The sequence below is a fragment of the Micromonospora sp. NPDC000121 genome, assembly GCF_042899165.1.
GTDB lineage: Bacteria > Actinomycetota > Actinomycetes > Mycobacteriales > Micromonosporaceae > Micromonospora.
In genome coordinates this window covers 396,141-412,586 of record NZ_JBIAZP010000004.1, presented here as the reverse complement: position 1 = coordinate 412,586, position 16,446 = coordinate 396,141, and the positions used below count along the sequence as shown (strand labels likewise).

At 73.1% G+C, this 16,446-nt stretch carries 12 protein-coding genes and 1 pseudogene; 10 read left to right on the top strand and 3 right to left on the bottom strand.

All coding sequences use genetic code 11. The features are described from left to right. Positions 1 to 45 precede the first annotated feature (45 nt). The gene (locus tag ACFY23_RS15435; RefSeq protein WP_350682715.1) at positions 46 to 816 is read right to left on the bottom strand and encodes an ROK family protein; all 771 of its coding nucleotides are present in this window, start codon (positions 814 to 816) and stop codon (positions 46 to 48) included. Between the two features lie 199 nt (positions 817 to 1,015). Between ACFY23_RS15435 and ACFY23_RS15430 the strand changes: the two genes are divergently transcribed. The 3 genes and pseudogenes from ACFY23_RS15430 (at position 1,016) to ACFY23_RS15420 (ending at position 3,815) form a co-directional block, all read left to right on the top strand. Continuing rightward, positions 1,016 to 2,653: an ABC-F family ATP-binding cassette domain-containing protein gene (locus ACFY23_RS15430; protein ID WP_350682717.1), complete on the top strand. Its 1,638-nt coding sequence runs from the start codon at positions 1,016 to 1,018 to the stop codon at positions 2,651 to 2,653. A 38-nt stretch (positions 2,654 to 2,691) separates the two neighbouring features. Then, positions 2,692 to 2,937: pseudogene (locus ACFY23_RS15425) on the top strand (hypothetical protein); the annotation flags it as partial. 152 nt (positions 2,938 to 3,089) lie between these two features. After that, entirely contained in the window at positions 3,090 to 3,815 is a 726-nt protein-coding gene (locus ACFY23_RS15420) for a methyltransferase domain-containing protein (RefSeq protein ID WP_350682719.1), read from the top strand. Between the two features lie 23 nt (positions 3,816 to 3,838). Here ACFY23_RS15420 and ACFY23_RS15415 read toward each other — a convergent pair whose 3' ends face one another. Beyond that, positions 3,839 to 4,846: a LacI family DNA-binding transcriptional regulator gene (locus tag ACFY23_RS15415; protein ID WP_350682721.1), complete on the bottom strand. Its 1,008-nt coding sequence runs from the start codon at positions 4,844 to 4,846 to the stop codon at positions 3,839 to 3,841. Between the two features lie 139 nt (positions 4,847 to 4,985). Here ACFY23_RS15415 and ACFY23_RS15410 point away from each other — a divergent pair, with 139 nt between their 5' ends. From ACFY23_RS15410 to ACFY23_RS15380, 7 genes are all read left to right on the top strand, one after another. After that, positions 4,986 to 6,500: an alpha-N-arabinofuranosidase gene (locus ACFY23_RS15410; RefSeq protein ID WP_350682722.1), complete on the top strand. Its 1,515-nt coding sequence runs from the start codon at positions 4,986 to 4,988 to the stop codon at positions 6,498 to 6,500. 58 nt (positions 6,501 to 6,558) lie between these two features. Continuing rightward, entirely contained in the window at positions 6,559 to 7,884 is a 1,326-nt protein-coding gene (locus ACFY23_RS15405) for an ABC transporter substrate-binding protein (protein ID WP_350682724.1), read from the top strand. 6 nt (positions 7,885 to 7,890) lie between these two features. Further along, complete coding sequence (locus ACFY23_RS15400) at positions 7,891 to 8,856, top strand: sugar ABC transporter permease (protein WP_350682726.1); 966 nt, start codon at positions 7,891 to 7,893, stop codon at positions 8,854 to 8,856. A gap of 10 nt (positions 8,857 to 8,866) precedes the next feature. Continuing rightward, complete coding sequence (locus ACFY23_RS15395) at positions 8,867 to 9,757, top strand: carbohydrate ABC transporter permease (protein ID WP_350682728.1); 891 nt, start codon at positions 8,867 to 8,869, stop codon at positions 9,755 to 9,757. After that, complete coding sequence (locus tag ACFY23_RS15390) at positions 9,754 to 10,770, top strand: glycoside hydrolase family 43 protein (protein WP_350682730.1); 1,017 nt, start codon at positions 9,754 to 9,756, stop codon at positions 10,768 to 10,770. Before ACFY23_RS15395 ends, ACFY23_RS15390 begins: the two co-directional genes overlap by 4 nt. A 315-nt stretch (positions 10,771 to 11,085) precedes the next feature. Next, the gene (locus ACFY23_RS15385; protein ID WP_350682732.1) at positions 11,086 to 12,747 is read left to right on the top strand and encodes a family 10 glycosylhydrolase; all 1,662 of its coding nucleotides are present in this window, start codon (positions 11,086 to 11,088) and stop codon (positions 12,745 to 12,747) included. 175 nt (positions 12,748 to 12,922) lie between these two features. Beyond that, positions 12,923 to 13,459 carry a phospholipase gene (locus tag ACFY23_RS15380; protein ID WP_350682734.1) on the top strand — a complete coding sequence of 179 codons (537 nt, stop codon included), beginning with the start codon at positions 12,923 to 12,925 and terminating at the stop codon, positions 13,457 to 13,459. A gap of 84 nt (positions 13,460 to 13,543) precedes the next feature. Here ACFY23_RS15380 and ACFY23_RS15375 read toward each other — a convergent pair whose 3' ends face one another. After that, positions 13,544 to 16,372: an ATP-binding protein gene (locus ACFY23_RS15375; protein ID WP_387036162.1), complete on the bottom strand. Its 2,829-nt coding sequence runs from the start codon at positions 16,370 to 16,372 to the stop codon at positions 13,544 to 13,546. Positions 16,373 to 16,446 lie beyond the last annotated feature (74 nt).

Genomic DNA, 16,446 nt, shown 5'->3' with positions numbered 1-16,446 from the left:
ACACCGGGCGTACCGCGACTGTTCCCGGGACGAACGCGGGCGGAGTCAGGTGGGGGCGCCGTGCCGGCCGGCGACCAGATCCCAGGCGCGTACGCCGCCGACGATGCCCGCCGTGTTGGGCACCACCACCACGTCGTCGCCCATCCGGGCGAGCTGCTCGGGCCGGATCAGCCGCGAGTTGCCGCCGCCCAGGTAGAGCCGGTCCCAGCGGAACACCGGGCGCAGCCCGTCCACGACCTGTCGGATCCGGCGGGACCAGAACGCGTCCCCGAGTCGGCGCCGCTCCGGCTCCCCCACGTACGTGTCGTAGGTGGTGCCCCAGCGCACCGGGGCGTGGGACAGCTCCAGGTGCGGGGCGAGCATCCCGCCGTCGAAGAGCGCGCTGCCCAGCCCGGTGCCGAGGGTCAGCACCAGCTCGCAGCCGGTCCCGGCGACCACCCCGGCGCCGTGCACCTCGGCGTCGTTGAGCACCAGCGCCGGCACCCCGAACGCCTCGGCGAGCGCGGTCCGCGCGTCGTACCCGGACCACTCCGCGACCAGGCCCGGGTCGACCTTCGACCGAGGACCGGAGCGGGTCACGTAGTGCGGGGTGGCGACCACCACGCCGTGCCGGATCATCCCCGGCATGCCGACGGTCAGCCGGTCCGCCGCGGGCAGCCGGCCGCCCAGGTCGAGCAGCGTCTTGACGAACAGGGCCGGCGGCAGCGGGTACGGCGTGGGCACCCGCAGCGGCCGGGCGCGCATCGTGCCCGCCTCGTCCAGCACGGACCCCTTGATCCCGCCGCCGCCGCAGTCGATCGCCAGAGTGGTCACCACCTGAGCAGTGTGCCGCCCACCTCCCGCCCCCTGTCCGCGGCACCTCCCAAACACCCTTCGCGATCTTGCACTTTCGGCCCCGCGTTCACCCCTTTCATCCCGATTGCCCGGGCACCAGGTGCAAGATCGCCAGCTAGGGCGAGGGGACGAGGGGCGAGGGAGGGGTGGGTGGGAGGGAGCGGGATAGGGTCGGGGGTTGATGAGCGCGACGATGATCGTCAAGGGGCTGGCCGCGGGGCACGGGGACCGGGCGCTGTTCGCCGGGCTGGACCTGGTGGTCGCGCCCGGGGACGTGGTGGGGCTGGTCGGGCCGAACGGGGCGGGCAAGTCGACGCTGCTGCGTACCCTCGCCGGGTTGCTGCCGGTGGAGGCCGGGAGCATCGCGCTCAGCCCGCCCACGGCGAGCGTCGGGCACCTGCCGCAGGAGCCGGAGCGGCGCGGCGGCGAGACCGTCCGCGACTTCCTCGCCCGGCGCACCGGGGTCAGCGCCGCGCAGGCCGCGCTGGACGCGGCGACCACGGCGCTCACCGACGGCGCGCCCGGCGCGGACGACGACTACGCCGAGGCGCTGGAGCGCTGGCTCGGCCTGGGCGGGGCGGACCTTGAGGAGCGCGCCGAGCAGGTCGCCGCCGAGCTGGGCCTCACGGTCGACCTGGACCACCCGATGACCGGGCTCTCCGGCGGCCAGGCCGCCCGCGCCGGGCTGGCCTCGCTGCTGCTCAGCCGCTACGACGTCTTCCTGCTCGACGAGCCGACCAACGACCTGGACCTGGCCGGCCTGGAGCGGCTGGAGGAGTTCGTCACCGGGCTGCGCGCCGGCACGCTGCTGGTCAGTCACGACCGCGAGTTCCTCACCCGCACGGTGACCCGGGTGCTGGAGCTGGACCTGCACCAGCAGCAGGTCCGGCACTACGGCGGCGGCTACGCGGCCTACCTGGAGGAGCGCGAGGTGGCCCGCCGGCACGCCCGCGAGGAGTACGAGGAGTACGCCGACACCCGGGCCGCGCTGGAGGCGCGCGCCCGCACGCAGCGGGCCTGGATGGAGAAGGGCGTGAAGAACGCCCGCCGCAAGGCCACCGACAACGACAAGATCGGCCGCAAGTTCCGCTCGGAGGCGACCGAGAAGCAGGCGGCCAAGGCCAAGCAGACCGAGCGGCTGATCGAGCGGCTGGAGGTGGTCGAGGAGCCCCGCAAGGAGTGGGAGCTGCGGATGGAGATCGCCGCCGCGCCCCGCGCCGGCGCCGTCGTGGCCTCGCTGCGCGACGCCGTCGTACGCCGGGGCGGCTTCGCCCTCGGCCCGGTGACCCTCCAGGTCGACTGGGCGGACCGGGTGGCGGTGACCGGGGCGAACGGCTCCGGCAAGTCCACGCTGCTCGCCGCCCTGCTGGGCCGGCTTCCCCTCGACCAGGGGCACGCCGCGCTCGGCCCGGGCGTGGTGGTCGGCGAGGTGGACCAGGCCCGGGGGCTCTTCCTCGGCGACGCGCCCCTGATCGACGCGTTCCGCGCCGCCGTACCGGACATGTCGCCGGCGGACGCGCGGACGCTGCTGGCCAAGTTCGGTCTGCGCGCGGCGCACGTGCTGCGCCCGGCGGCGACCCTCTCCCCGGGTGAGCGGACCCGGGCGGCGCTGGCGCTGCTCCAGGGGCGCGGGGTGAACCTGCTGGTGCTGGACGAGCCGACGAACCACCTGGACCTGCCGGCCATCGAGCAGTTGGAGTCGGCCCTGGCCAGCTACCCGGGCACGCTGCTGCTGGTCACCCACGACCGGCGGATGCTCGACGCGGTGCAGACCAACCGGCGGCTGCGGGTGGCCGCCGGACGGATCGCCGAGGATTGATCCGTGCCGACCCGCTCGCGGTGGGTGACAATGACCCCATGCTCAAGTGGGAGTACGCGCTGCTGGTCCGCCGTCGCCAGGCGGCCACCAACGACATCGGCTGGGAGGTCGTCTTCGTCTGGTACGGCCCGGACGGCTCCATGGTCGACGTGACGCCCTACGGCGACACCGCGCTGGCCCACCTGAACCGGGCCGGCGACCAGGGCTGGGAACTGGTGGCCATGAGCGAGGACCCGTCCCTGCCCGGCAACAACGAACTGCACCGCTACCACCTCAAGCGACCCAAGCCGGCCGCCCCGCCGCCCCGGCAGCGGATGCGCGGCGGCGGTCGCCCCCGGCGGACGATCACCGGCTGATCCGACCGGCTCGCGGCAGGGCGTGTCGCGGGGCATATCGGGCGGAGATCCGGGTATCGGCCCGCGGGAGGTGGACCCGGATGGTCGCGCTGGGACAGACCCCGCCCTCGGCCGAGCGGCTGCGGGCGATCGACGTATTCCTCGCCGAGGCGTGGGCCGACCAGGCCCGGCACGACGACCGGCTGCGCGACCTCGCCGTGGAGGTGCGCTTCGACCGGGGGGTGGCCCACCTCAGCGGCGAGGTCGCGGAGCAGTCCGACCTGCGCCTGGTCCGGGACCGGGTGGGCCGGCTCGCCGGGGTGTTCGGCGTCTGGTGCCGGGTACGCGTCGGCGGGCGCGACCCGGTCGTGGTCGACCTGGGCTGCGGCGCCACCAAGCAGTGGCCCGGCAACCTGGGGCTGGACATCTACCCGGCCCCGGGGGTGAACGCGGTGGCCGACCTCTCCGCCTCGCTGCCGCTGGCCGACGACTCGGTGGACGTGCTGTTCGCGGTGCACATCCTGGAGCACCTGGTCGACTTCCTGCCGCTGGTCGACGAGTGCCACCGGGTGCTCCGGCCGGGCGGCGTCCTGCACGTGATGAGCCCGTGGTGGCGACACGTGAACGCCGTCGCCGACCCGACCCACGTCCGGCTGCTCGACGTGCAGACGGTCAAGGGGATCTGCCTCCAGCGCCCGCCGGGCACCCCGCGCTGGTATCCGCTGCACACCGGCTGCGACGGCGCCTCGATCTTCGCCGACCTCACGCCGCTGACCCCGGACGCGGCGGGTCCCACCCCCGCCCACCTGGCCCGCTTCTTCGACTGACCCGGCCGGACGGGTAGCCCGGGTCAGCGGCCGAGGGTGCTCTCGCGGGGGGTGAGGCGCCAGGGGGCGGAGAGTTCCCGGGGCGGCGCGCTGCGGTCGCCGTCGATGCGGCCGGCGAGCAGCTCCACGGCCAGCCGGGCGATGCGCTCCTTGTCGGGGGCGATGGTGCTCAGGGTGGGCACGGAGAACCGACCGTCCTCGATGTCGTCGAAGCCGGCCACCGCGACGTCCTCGGGGACGCGCAGGCCCGCCTCGTGCAGGGCGCGCAGGGCGCCCAGGGCGAGGGTGTCGTTGAAGCAGAAGACGGCGTCGGGGCGTACGCCGGAGGCCAGCAGCGCGCGCATCGCGGCGGCGCCGTCCGCGCGGTGCCAGGCCGGCGCGGGCGCCACCAGTGCCTCGTCGTAGTCGATGCCGGCGTCGGCGAGCGCGGCGGCGTAGCCGGCGAGCCGGAGCCGGGCGCTCGCCCCCTCCGGGGTGCGCTGCGAGCCGATGGCGGCGATCCGGCGGCGGCCGAGCCCGACCAGGTGGGCGGTGAGCTCCCGGGCGGCGCCCACGTTGTCGATCCCGACGTGGTCGGCGGGGCCGTGGTCGACCCGCTCGCCGAGCAGCACCATCGGGGTGCCGTCCAGCCCGGTCAGGTCCTCCGCGGTGAGCGCCAGCGGGCTGAAGATCAACCCGTCGATCAGGTGCTCGGTGATGCCGGAGGCGACCACCCGCTCCTGTTCACGACCGCCGCCGGTCTGGTCGATCAGCACCGTCCAGCCCAACTCGGCGGCGGCCGTGACGACGTGCCGGGCCAGCTCGGCGAAGTAGGGGATGTCCAGCTCGGGCACGGCCAGCGCGATCACCCCGGTGCGCCCCTTGCGGAGGTTGCGCGCGGAGAGGTTGGGCCGGTAGTTCAGCTCGGCGATGGCCTCCTCGACCCGGGCCCGGGTGTCGGGCCGGACGTGCACGTAGCCGTTGACCACGTTGGAGACGGTCTTGACCGACACGCCGGCCCGCTCGGCCACGTCCTTGAGCCTGTGCCGCACCCCGCCACCTCCCGTCCCGACTGCGCACTTTACCTCGTACGCGGGTCTTTACAACGTTGCTTACAACGTTGTAGAAACCAGGGACACCGGGTGACCGCGGTCACGTGGTGGACCGGCGACGAGGAAAGGTGGCACCCCCTTGCGGACCGCGCAGCTCACGATCGACCCGGCCTTCGCGATCGGGCCGGCCGACCGGCGACTCTTCGGCTCGTTCGTCGAGCACATGGGCCGCTGCGTCTACGGCGGGATCTACGAGCCGGGGCACCCGGCGGCGGACGCGCGGGGGCTGCGCGGCGATGTGCTGGAGCTGACCCGGGAGCTGGGCGTGTCGGTGGTCCGCTACCCCGGCGGCAACTTCGTCTCCGGCTACCGCTGGGAGGACGGCGTCGGCCCGGTGGGCGACCGTCCCCGCCGGCTCGACCTGGCCTGGAAGACGATCGAGACGAACGCCTTCGGGCTCGACGAGTTCATGGCCTGGGCCGCCGAGGCGGGGGTCGAGCCGATGATGGCGGTCAACCTCGGCACCCGGGGCGTGCAGGAGGCGTGCGACCTGCTGGAGTACGCCAACCACCCGGGCGGGACGCAACTGTCGGACCTGCGCCGCAAGCACGGCGCCGAGGAGCCGTACGGGGTGCGGCTCTGGTGCCTGGGCAACGAGCTGGACGGCCCGTGGCAGGTCGGCCACAAGACCGCCGACGAGTACGGCCGGCTGGCCGCCGAGACCGCCCGGGCCATGAAGATGATCGACCCGTCGATCAGCCTGGTCGCCTGCGGCAGCTCCAACCGGACGATGTCCACCTTCGCCTCCTGGGAGGCGACCGTGCTGGAGCACACCTACGAGCACGTCGACTACATCTCCGCGCACACCTACTACGACCCGTCCGACGGCGACCGGGCCAGCATCCTCGCCTCCGCCGTCGACATGGACAACTTCATCCGCGACGTGGTCGCCACGGCCGACCACGTGGCGGCGAAGCGGCGGGACCGGCGCAAGCTCAAGATCTCCTTCGACGAGTGGAACGTCTGGTACCAGTCCCGCCTCCAGGCCGACCTGGACCGGCGCGGCTGGGTGGAGGCCCCGGCGCTGATCGAGGACGACTTCACCGCCGTCGACGCGGTGGTGGTCGGCGACCTGCTGATCACCCTGCTCCGGCACGCCGACCGGGTCGGGGTGGCCTGCCAGGCCCAGCTCGCCAACGTCATCGCCCCGATCCGCACCCGCACCGGCGGCCCGGCCTGGCGGCAGAGCATCTTCCACCCGTTCGCGCTGACCGCCCGGCACGCCCGGGGCACGGTGCTGCGCACCGAGCCGGTCGGCCCGACCTACGCGACGAAGCGCTACGGCGACGTCCCGGTGCTCGACACGGTCGCCGTGCACGACGAGGAGAGCGGCGAGCTGACGGTCTTCGCCGTCAACCGGGGCTCGGACGACCTGGCGCTGGAGCTCGACCTGCGCGGCCTGTCAGGACTATCCGGTCAATCCCACCTGAGCCTCGCCGCCGGGGACGACCCGACGGCGACGAACACCGAGGCGGAGCCCGACCGGGTGACGCCCCGGCAGTTGCCCACCCCCACCACCGACGGCGGCCGGTGCGCCGTACGACTGCCGGCCGTCTCCTGGAACCTGCTGCGCTTCTCCCCCGCCGCCGGCTGACACCGGACCGGCCCTGGGCAAGCACAATTCATCCCCGTCCCCCAAGGAGTGAACCCGCATGATGCAGAACGAGATGAGCCGGCGACGCCTGCTCGGCCTCGGCCTCGGGCTCGGCGCCGCCGCCTCGCTGACCCTGGCCGGTTGCGGCGGCGACGACAGCTCGGGGCCGGCGGCCGGCAACGGCGGCAAGGACTACACCGGACCGAAGGTGGACCTGAAGCTGTGGAACGGGTTCACCGGCGGTGACGGCGACATCTTCAAGGCGCTGGTGAACCAGTTCAACACCGAGCACCAGAACATCGCGGTCTCGATCGCCACGTACCAGTGGGCGGACTACTACGCCAAGCTCCCCGGCGCCGCGTCCAGCGGCAGCGGCCCGGACATCGCGGTCATGCACATGGACCAGCTCGCGACGTTCGCCGCCCGGGGCGTGATCACCGAGCTGGACGACGTGGCGAAGGCCCTGGAGCTGAGCGAGGGCGACTTCGCCCCGACGGTCTGGAAGGGCGGGCTCTACCACGACAAGCGGTACGGCATCCCGCTCGACATGCACCCGCTCGGCTTCTACTACAACAAGGGCGTCATGCAGAAGGCGGGCCTGGACCCGGAGAAGCCGCCGACGACCAAGGACGAGTACACCGCCGCGCTGACCGAGTTGAAGAAGTCCGGCGTGCAGGGCTTCTGGGTCAGCCCGTTCCAGTTCACCGGCGGCATGACCTTCTACTCCCTGCTGCACCAGTGGGGCGGCAGCGTGTTCGACGCCGAGGCCACCAAAGCCACCTTCAACTCCGACCAGGCCGTCGAGGCGTGCACCTGGCTGGTCGACCTGATCAAGCAGGGCCACTCCCCGACCAACGTCGGCCAGGACGCCGACTACCTGGCGTTCAAGAGCGGCAAGAACGCCTTCAACTGGAACGGCATCTGGCAGGTCAACGACCTGAAGAAGAGCCCGGACGTCCAGTGGGGGGTCGCGCCGCTGCCGCAGATCGGCAGCCAGCCCGCCGCCTGGGCCAACTCGCACAACTTCACGATCGTCAAGCAGCGGGCCAACGACGCCAACAAGGTCTCGGCGGCGAAGGTCTTCATCAACTGGCTCAGCCAGCACTCCCTCGACTGGGCCAAGGGCGGCCAGGTCCCGGCCCGCAAGACCGTCCGGGACAGCGCCGAGTTCAAGGCGCTGACCGAGGTCAACGCGCTCGCCCCCGAGTTGGAGTACGCGGCCTTCCCGCCGGCGGCACCCGGCCTCGGTGAGGTCATGACGACCTTCTACAACTCGTTCAACGAGGCGGCGCTCGGCAAGAAGGCGCCCAAGCAGGCGCTGGACGACGGGGTGGCCAAGGCCGACAAGCAGCTCGAGGACAACCGCAAGAAGTACGGGAGCTGAGGTCCCGTGGCGGACGTGATCGAGGTCGGGGCGGCGCGCGACGGCGCGCCGCCCCCGGCGGGCGACGCCGCCCGCCGGGGCGCCACGGCCCGCCGGACGGGGCGGCTGACGCCGTACCTCTTCCTCGCTCCGTACCTGGTCCTGTTCGGGGTCTTCGGCCTGCTGCCGATCGTGCTCGGCCTCTGGCTCAGCGTGCACCAGTGGGACTTCCAGTTGCCCCACCGGCCCTTCGTCGGGCTGGACAACTACCAGGAGCTGTTCTCCGGTGACTCGGCCGTCTACGGCGACTGGTGGCAGAGCGTCCGGGCGACGGCGATCTTCACCGTCCTGTCGGTGCCGCTGCTGGTGGTCGTCCCGCTCGGGCTGGCGCTGCTGCTGAACCGCTCGTTCCCCGGCCGGACGTTCTTCCGGGCGGTCTACTTCGCGCCGTACGTGCTGGGCGTGGCGGTGATCGGCCTGCTCTGGCGGTTCCTGCTCGACGCCAACCTGGGCCTGGTCAACCGGCTCGCCGGGATGGTCGGGCTGCCGGTTGACACCCCGTGGGTGACGGACGTGCCGTGGGCCTGGGTGTCGCTGGTCGGGGTGACCGTCTGGTGGACCTCCGGCTTCAACGCCGTGATCTACCTCGCCGGGCTCCAGGACATCCCGCAGGAGCTGTACGAGGCGGCGAAGGTCGACGGCGCGAGCACCTGGGAACGGTTCCGACACGTCACGCTCCCCGGGCTGCGCCCGGTGCTGCTGTTCGTGATCACCACGACCGTGCTCGCCTCGGCGAACGTGTTCGGGCAGTCGTTCCTGATCACCCAGGGCGCGCCGGGCAAGGAGACCCGCACGGTGGTCTGGTTCATCGTCGAGGAGGGGCTGCGGGACAACGACGCGGGCCGCGCCGCGGCCATGAGCATCGTGTTCGCCCTGATGCTGGCCGTGGTGAGCATCGCCAACTTCCGTCTCTTCCGCTACCGGGAAGACTGAGGGGACCGCCATGACGACGCCCACGCGCGCCCCCGCGCCGACCCGCGGCGGCGCCCCGGCCGCCGGCTCCCGACCGGCGACCGGGCTGCGCCGGACCGCCCGCTACGCCACCCTGGTCGCGCTCGCCCTGGTCTTCCTGACGCCGCTGGTGTGGATGGTCATCACCTCGCTGAAGACCTACACCGGGGCCCAGCAGATCCCGCCGACCTGGCTGCCGGACCCGGTCTCCGGGTACGGCTACGAGCAGATCCTGAACAACTCGGCGAACCCGGTGCTGCGCTGGTTCGCCAACAGCATGCTGGCCGCCACGGCGCACGCGCTGCTGGTGCTGGCGACCGCCTCGATGGCCGCGTACGCCCTGGCCAGGATGCGGTTCCGCGGCCGCAAGGTGCTCTTCGCGCTGATCGTCGGGACGCTGTTCATCCCACCGACCTCGCTGATCATCCCGAACTTCCTGATCGTCGACGAGCTGAACTGGGTCGACACCCTGGCCGTGGTGGTCGTCCCCGGGGCGGCGAGCGCGTTCGGCGTGTTCTTCCTGCGGCAGTTCTTCCTCTCCCTGCCCCGGGAACTGGAGGAGGCCGCGGTGCTGGACGGCGCCAACCAGTGGCAGATCTTCTGGAAGGTCGTGCTGCCGCTGTCGAAGCCGGCGCTCGCCACCCTGGCCGTGCTGTCGTTCCTGACCAACTGGAACGACTTCCTCTGGCCGATCTTCGTGCTGTTCAGCCCGGAGATGCTCACCCTGCCGCCGGGCCTGGGCCTGCTCCAGGGGGCCTACAACACCGACTATCCGGTGATCATGGCCGGAGCGGTGCTGGCCAGCGTGCCGGTGCTGATCCTCTTCGTGCTCGCCCAGCGGCACATCATCCAGGGCGTCTCCCGCAGCGGCCTGAAGGGATGACGGCCGGGACGACCCGGCGGCGCGGCGCGGCGGCGGTGCTCGCCGCGGCGCTGCTCGCCGCCGGTTGCGGCGGTGGCGAAGACCCTTCGAGTACGGGAGACGACGCGCGCATGTTCACCAACCCGGTCGTACGCACCGACGCCCCGGATCCGCAGGCGATCCGGGTGGGCGACACCTGGTACCTCTTCCACACCAACGCCGGCGGCCACAACGTCCCGGTGCTCACCTCCCCCGACCTCGTCGACTGGACCCCGGCCGGGGACGCGCTGCCGGAGCTGCCGGCGTGGGCGGAGCCCGGGAAGAACTGGGCGCCCGAGGTGATCGAGCTGGCCCCGGACCGGTTCCTGCTCTACTACACCGTCGCCGGGCGCGAGTCCGGGCGGCAGTGCGTCGGCCGGGCGGTGGCGAGCGCCCCGCAGGGGCCGTACCGGGACGACTCGACCGCCCCGCTGGTCTGCCAGGCGGAGTTGGGCGGCGCGATCGACGCCAGCCCGTTCCGGGACGCCGACGGCAGCCTGTGGCTGCTGTGGAAGAACGACGGCAACGCCATCGGGGTGGACACCTGGATCTGGTCGCAGCGCCTCTCGGACGACGGGCTGCGCCTGCTCGGCGAGCCGGCGAAGCTGCTGAAGCAGACCGAGCCGTGGGAGGGCAGCCTGGTCGAGGGGCCTTTCCTGCACCGGCACGACGGAAAGCTGTTCCTGTTCTTCGCCGCCAACGCCTACGACCGCGCCGGGTACGCCGAGGGCTACGCGGTCTGCGAGTCGCCGACCGGCCCCTGCGTGAAGGCCCCGGAGAACCCGATCCTGGCGACCAACGAGGTGGCCTCCGGGCCGGGGCACGCCTCGATGGTGGTCGAGGACGGCCGGACGTGGCTGCTCTACCACGCCTGGCCGCCCGGCCAGGAGGGCACGGTCGACCCGGGCCGCCAGGTCTGGCTCGACGAGGTCGTCTGGGAGGACGGCAAGCCCGTCGTCAAGGGCCCGACGGCGGGACCCCAACCGAAGCCCTGACCGCGAGGGCGACCACCAGGGGTTTCCGGGGAGCCCGGCCCGCTCCGGGCGGTCAGGCTTGATCCCTGCGCGGGCCGGGCTCCCCGGAGACCCACCCTGCGACTCGGCGTATGCAGGTCATCACGGTGAGCGCGGTGAGCCCGGCCACACGGCGGAGCCGGACCGGACGGACGGATCGATCCGGCGCAGACCCTTGCGCCGGACCCACAAGGTGTGAAAATTTCCTACCAAGCGGCAGATTGTCACCGGCGAATCTTGCCGACAGCGCCGCGATCGACCCCCTGACACGGGAGCCCCAACGAAGGGACACACCGCATGAAGGCAACTCGGCTCGGAGCCGCCGGGCTGGCCGCCGCACTGCTCGGCGCGCTCGTCGCCGCCACCCCCGCGAGCGCGACGCCCGACGCGTCGACCACCGCGTCCACCACCACCTGCGTCACCGACCCGGCCACGCCGAAGCGGCAGTTCCGGGCCATGTGGATCTCCTCGGTCGTCAACATCGACTGGCCGACCAAGGCGTCCCAGACCTCGCCCGACCGCATCGCCACCCAGCAGGCCGAATACCGGGCGCTGCTGGACCTCGCCGAGCGGCTCAACCACAACGCGGTGGTCGTCCAGATCCGGCCGACCGCCGACGCGTTCTGGCCGTCGCCCTACGAGCCCTGGTCGGAGTACCTGACCGGGGTCCGCGGCGAGAACCCGGGCTGGGACCCGCTGAAGTTCGTGGTCGAGGAGGCGCACAAGCGCAACCTGGAGTTCCACGCCTGGTTCAACCCGTACCGCATCTCCATGCCGGCCCCGGGCGGCGCCGGCGCGGACATCAGCAAGCTCGCGCCGAACCACCCGGCGCGGGAGCACCCGGAGTGGACCTTCGCCTACCCGCCGGCCGGGGTGGCCGGCAGCCGGCTCTACTACAACCCCGGCATCCCCGAGGTCCGCGAGTTCGTCCAGACCGCGATGATGGACGCCGTCAAGCGGTACGACGTCGACGGCGTGCACTTCGACGACTACTTCTACCCCTACCCGAGCGGCACCCACCAGGTGCCCGACGACGCCACCTTCGCGGCGCACAACCGGGGCTTCACCAACAAGGCCGACTGGCGGCGGGACAACATCAACCTGCTGATCCAGGAGATGAACGCCAAGATCAAGGCCGAGAAGCCGTGGGTGAAGTTCGGCGTTAGCCCGTTCGGCATCTGGCGCAACCAGTCGGCCGACCCGCTGGGCTCGGACACCACCGGCAGCCAGTCGTACGACATCATCTCCGCCGACACCCGCAAGTGGGTCAAGGAGGAGTGGATCGACTACATCGTGCCGCAGCTCTACTGGTACATCGGCCAGTACCCGGCCGCCGACTACGCCCGGCTGGTGCCGTGGTGGGCGGACGTGGTCAAGGGCACCCGGGTGCAGCTCTACATCGGGCAGGCCGACTACAAGAGCGGTGACCCGGCCTACGGCTCCTTCTGGATGGACCCGCGGGAGCTGTCCGACCACCTGACGCTCAACCGGCAGTACCCGGAGGTCCTGGGCAACGTCCACTTCTCGGCGGTCCAGGTCCGGGCCAACCGGCTCGGCGCGACCGACATCTACGCCGCCGAGCACTACTCCCGGCCGGCGCTGGTCCCGACCATGTCGCACCTGCCGTCGAAGCCGCTGCTCATGCCGGTGGTCACCAAGGCCGCCCGGCAGGACGACGGCGTCCGGCTGAACTGGCTCCAGCCGGCCGACGGCGAGGGCCCGCTCGGCACCGCCACGTCGTACGCGATCTATCGCTTCGACGGGACCGACCTGGCGAACCGGTGCGACTTCGCCGACGCGGCACACCTCGTCGACACGGTCCGCGCCGACGGTGACTCCCAGACGCAGTCCTGGGTGGACACCACCGCCGAGGCGGGCAAGCGGTACACGTACTACGTGACCGCGCTCGACCGGCTGGCGAACGAGAGCCCGGCCAGCCCGCCGGCGTTCGTCCGCTGACGTCCCACCGAATGCCCCGGGTGCCCTGGCACCCGGGGCATTCGTCTGTTTCGGCATCTGTCACCAATAGTCGGCGGGCACGACACCTCCGGGAACACCGATTGATCGAAACTTATCGAAATCCGGTGACCCGCCGGTAACCCCGTCCCACCCCCGACCCCTCGCGGAGGTAACCGTGCCCAGACGCCTCGCCACCCTGCTCGCCTCGGGCGCGCTCGCGCTGCTCGTCCTGCTCGGCGTCGCCTCCCCCGCCGCCGCCGTCACGCCCGAGCAGAAGCTGTCCGTCCTGTCGAGCTGGACCCAGACCAGCGCCACCAGCTACAACGCCTGGAACGCCGCACGACTGAACAAGGCCGCCTGGGCCGAGTACGCCTTCGACTGGTCGACCGACTACTGCTCGTCGAGCCCCGACAACCCGCTCGGCTTCAACTTCACCCTCTCCTGCTACCGGCACGACTTCGGCTACCGCAACTACAAGGCGATGGGCCAGTTCTCGGCCAACAAGTCCCGGCTGGACAGCGCCTTCTACGAAGACCTGAAGCGGGTCTGCGCCACGTACAGCACCATCGTCCGGCCGGCCTGCTACAGCCTCGCCTGGACGTACTACCAGGCCGTCAGCGCCTTCGGCTCGGTCGCGGCCGTGAAGCAGGCCGACATCGACCGCGCCGCCCGGATGAAGGCCGACGCCGAACGCCGCGCCGCCCTGCGCTGAGGCGGGTCGACCGGGGTTCCCGGCGCGCCTCCCCCGGGCGGGGACGGGAACCCCGGCCGGCGCCGATTTCCGAACGAACGCCGGTCAGGCGTGCTCGGTGTGGCGGTCCGGCGTGACGGGGCGACGGGGAGCCGGGCGGGCCCGGTCCGCGCCGAACCTCGTCGAATCCGCCGCCAGGTCCGGGTGCTCCACACCGAGCGCCAGCGCCGCCGCCTCCTCCAGCCCCAGCTCGGTCCCCTCCCCGTACGCGGCGTCGAAGGCCGCGTCGCCCAGCGCCCGGCGCAGCTCCCCCTGCCGCTGCGCCCAGTACGCCCCGTAGATGCCCGGGGTGCAGCGCATGCTCGCCCGGGTCGCCCCCGCCGCGCCGAAGAGGCGGGCAGCCGTCGACCCGTCGCCGCCGGCGGCGCAGCGCACCGCGACCGCGTTCAACGTGTCGCAGGCCCGGCCGTGGAAGCCGTGACTCATCCGGGACCGGAGCGCCACCTGGAGGTGCTCGTGCGCGGCGATCAGGTCGCCGCGGGCCAGGGCCACCATCCCGAGCAGCATGTCGACCGAACGCCGCCCCCGCTCGACCGGGCGGGCCGCCTCGACCGGGCGGGCCGCGCCCAACAGTTCGGCGGCCTCGTCCAGGGCGCCCCGCCGCCAGAGCAGCTCGGCCAGGCTGAACACGGCGAACAGCGCGTCGCCGACCACCTCCTGGTCGTGCGCCCAGTCGATGACCTCCCGGCAGACCCGCTCGGCCTCCGCGAACTGCCCCATGTCGACCAGCGGGGCCGCCCGCCCGGCGAGCACCCGGGCGAGCAGTCCGGCGTCGCCGGCCTGCCGGGCCGCCGCCTCCGCCCGCTGGGAGAACCGCAGCTCCTCGGCGAACTCGCCGTCCGCGCCGGCGTGCAGCGAGTGCATGTGGTACGCCGCCGCCAGCTCGGCCTCCGGGATCCGCTCCCCGGTCTCGGCGATCCGCCCGTACAGCCGGAACAGCCAGAGCCGCCCCTCCCGGGCCAGGCCCCGCTCCCGCCACCACTGGTCCAGGCCCCCGGCCAGCCGCAGCCCCGCCCGGGCGCTGCCGCCGGTCGCGCACCAGCGCAGCGCGGCGCGCAGCTCGCCGGCGAGCGGGTCGAGGGCGTAGAGCGAGAGCGTGACCGGCCGCCCGTCCGGGCCGAGGTGCGCCCGCTCCAGCGCGTGCGCCGACCAGGCGACGTGCCGGTCCCGGGCGGCCCGCTCCTCCCCCGCCTCCGCCAGCCGTCGGGCCGCGTACGCCCGGATCGGGTCGAGCATGCGGTAGGTGCTGCCCGAGGCGTGCGGCTCGGCCAGCACCATCGACTTGTCGACCAGCACGGAGAGCGGGTCGAGCGGGTCGGTGCCGAGCAGCCACTCCACCGTCGACAGGTCCACCGGGCCGGCGAAGACCGCCAGCCAGCGCAGCAGCCGGGCGGCGCGCGGCCCCAGCGTCCGGTACGACCAGGTGACCGTGGCCTGCATGGTGAGGTGCCGTTCGGTGGCGGACCGCTGCACCGCCCGGGTCGCCGGGGTGGGCGGCGGCACCCCGACGGCCGCCGCGACCAGGTCCACCGTGTCGTGCTGGTTGCCCGTCCACGCCCGCTCCACCGGGGGCGGCTCCGGGTCCTCCCGGCCCGCGTCCAGCGTGCCGAGCACGTCGTCGAGGCGCTCGGCGAGCTGGCCCACCGAGAGCACCCGCAGCCGGGCGGCGGCCAGCTCGATGGCGAGCGGCAGCCCGTCCAGCCGCTGCACGACCCGGCGCAGGTCGGCCGACTCGGCCGGGTCCGGCTGCCGACCGCCCCGGGCCGCCGCCGTCCGGTCCAGCAGCAGCGCGACCGCGTCGCTCTCCGCCCCGTCCGCCGGCGGGTCGACCGACAGCGGCGGAATCCGCCAGACCACCTCGCCGGGCAGGCCGAACGACTCCCGGCTGGTGGCGAGCACCCGCACGCCCACGCTGCCGGCGAGCAGCCGGGAGATCACCTCGGCCGAGGCGGCCGGCTGGGCGTCGCAGGTGTCCAGGACGACCAGCATCCGGCGCGCGGCAGCGTACTCCACCAGGGTCTCGACCATCGGGCGGCCGGGCTCGGGACGCAGGCCGAGCACGGCGGCGACCGCGAACGCCACCAGGCCCGGATCGGTGACCGCGGCGATGTCGACGAACCAGACGCCGTCCGGGTAGGACTCCACCAGATCGGCGGCCAGCTCCACGGCGAGCCGGGTCTTACCCGCCCCACCCGCCCCGAGCACGGTGACCAGCCGGTGCGCCTCCATCAGCCGGCGCAGCTCGGCGCGCTCGGCCTGCCGGCCCACGAACGAGGTCACCTGGGTGGGCAGGTTGTGCGCGACCGCGTCGGCCGTACGCGGCCGCGGGAACTGCCGCTCCAGACCCGGGGCGATCAGTTGGAAGAGCCGTTCCCGGTCGTCGAAACCGCGCAGCCGGTGCAGGCCCAGGTCGAGCAGGGACGCGCCGGCCGGCAGCGGGTCGGCGTGCCGCGCCGTCGACGCCGAGCAGAGCACCTGCCCGCCGTGCGCGGCGGCGGCCACCCGGGCCGCCCGGTGCACCTCGGGGCTGGCGTACTCGCCGTCGCGCGGCTCGGCCCAGCCGGTGTGCAGCCCCATCCGGACCCGGGGCACGGCCTCGGCGGTCGGCCAGTCGTGGCTGGCCAGCGCCCGCTGCGCGGTGAGGCAGGCGGTCAGCCCGGCGGCCGCGTCGCCGAACGCGAGGAAGAAGGAGTCCCCCTCGGTCAGCAGCTCCGCACCCTCGGTGGCGGCGATCGTCCGGCGCAGCAGGCGGCGGTGCTCCCGCAGCACCGGCCGGTAGTCCGGGCCGAGGAGCTGCGCCAGCCGGGTCGAGCCCTCGATGTCGGTGAAGACGAAGGTCACCCACCCGCTGGGGAGGTGGATCCGGGGCGACATGCGTGGGGCCTCCCCCGTGGCGTCGACTCATGCTGCCTGATACTGGATCGTCACGCATCGTGAGAACGGCCGGC

What these genes read in the sequence shown, in the direction of transcription:
- ACFY23_RS15390 (WP_350682730.1), top strand. Translation starts at nt 9,754, where the DNA reads ATGACGGCCGGGACGACCCGGCGGCGCGGCGCGGCGGCGGTGCTCGCC.
- ACFY23_RS15375 (WP_387036162.1), bottom strand. Translation starts at nt 16,372, where the DNA reads ATGTCGCCCCGGATCCACCTCCCCAGCGGGTGGGTGACCTTCGTCTTC.
- ACFY23_RS15430 (WP_350682717.1), top strand. Translation starts at nt 1,016, where the DNA reads ATGAGCGCGACGATGATCGTCAAGGGGCTGGCCGCGGGGCACGGGGAC.
- ACFY23_RS15395 (WP_350682728.1), top strand. Translation starts at nt 8,867, where the DNA reads ATGACGACGCCCACGCGCGCCCCCGCGCCGACCCGCGGCGGCGCCCCG.
- ACFY23_RS15420 (WP_350682719.1), top strand. Translation starts at nt 3,090, where the DNA reads ATGGTCGCGCTGGGACAGACCCCGCCCTCGGCCGAGCGGCTGCGGGCG.
- ACFY23_RS15385 (WP_350682732.1), top strand. Translation starts at nt 11,086, where the DNA reads ATGAAGGCAACTCGGCTCGGAGCCGCCGGGCTGGCCGCCGCACTGCTC.
- ACFY23_RS15405 (WP_350682724.1), top strand. Translation starts at nt 6,559, where the DNA reads ATGATGCAGAACGAGATGAGCCGGCGACGCCTGCTCGGCCTCGGCCTC.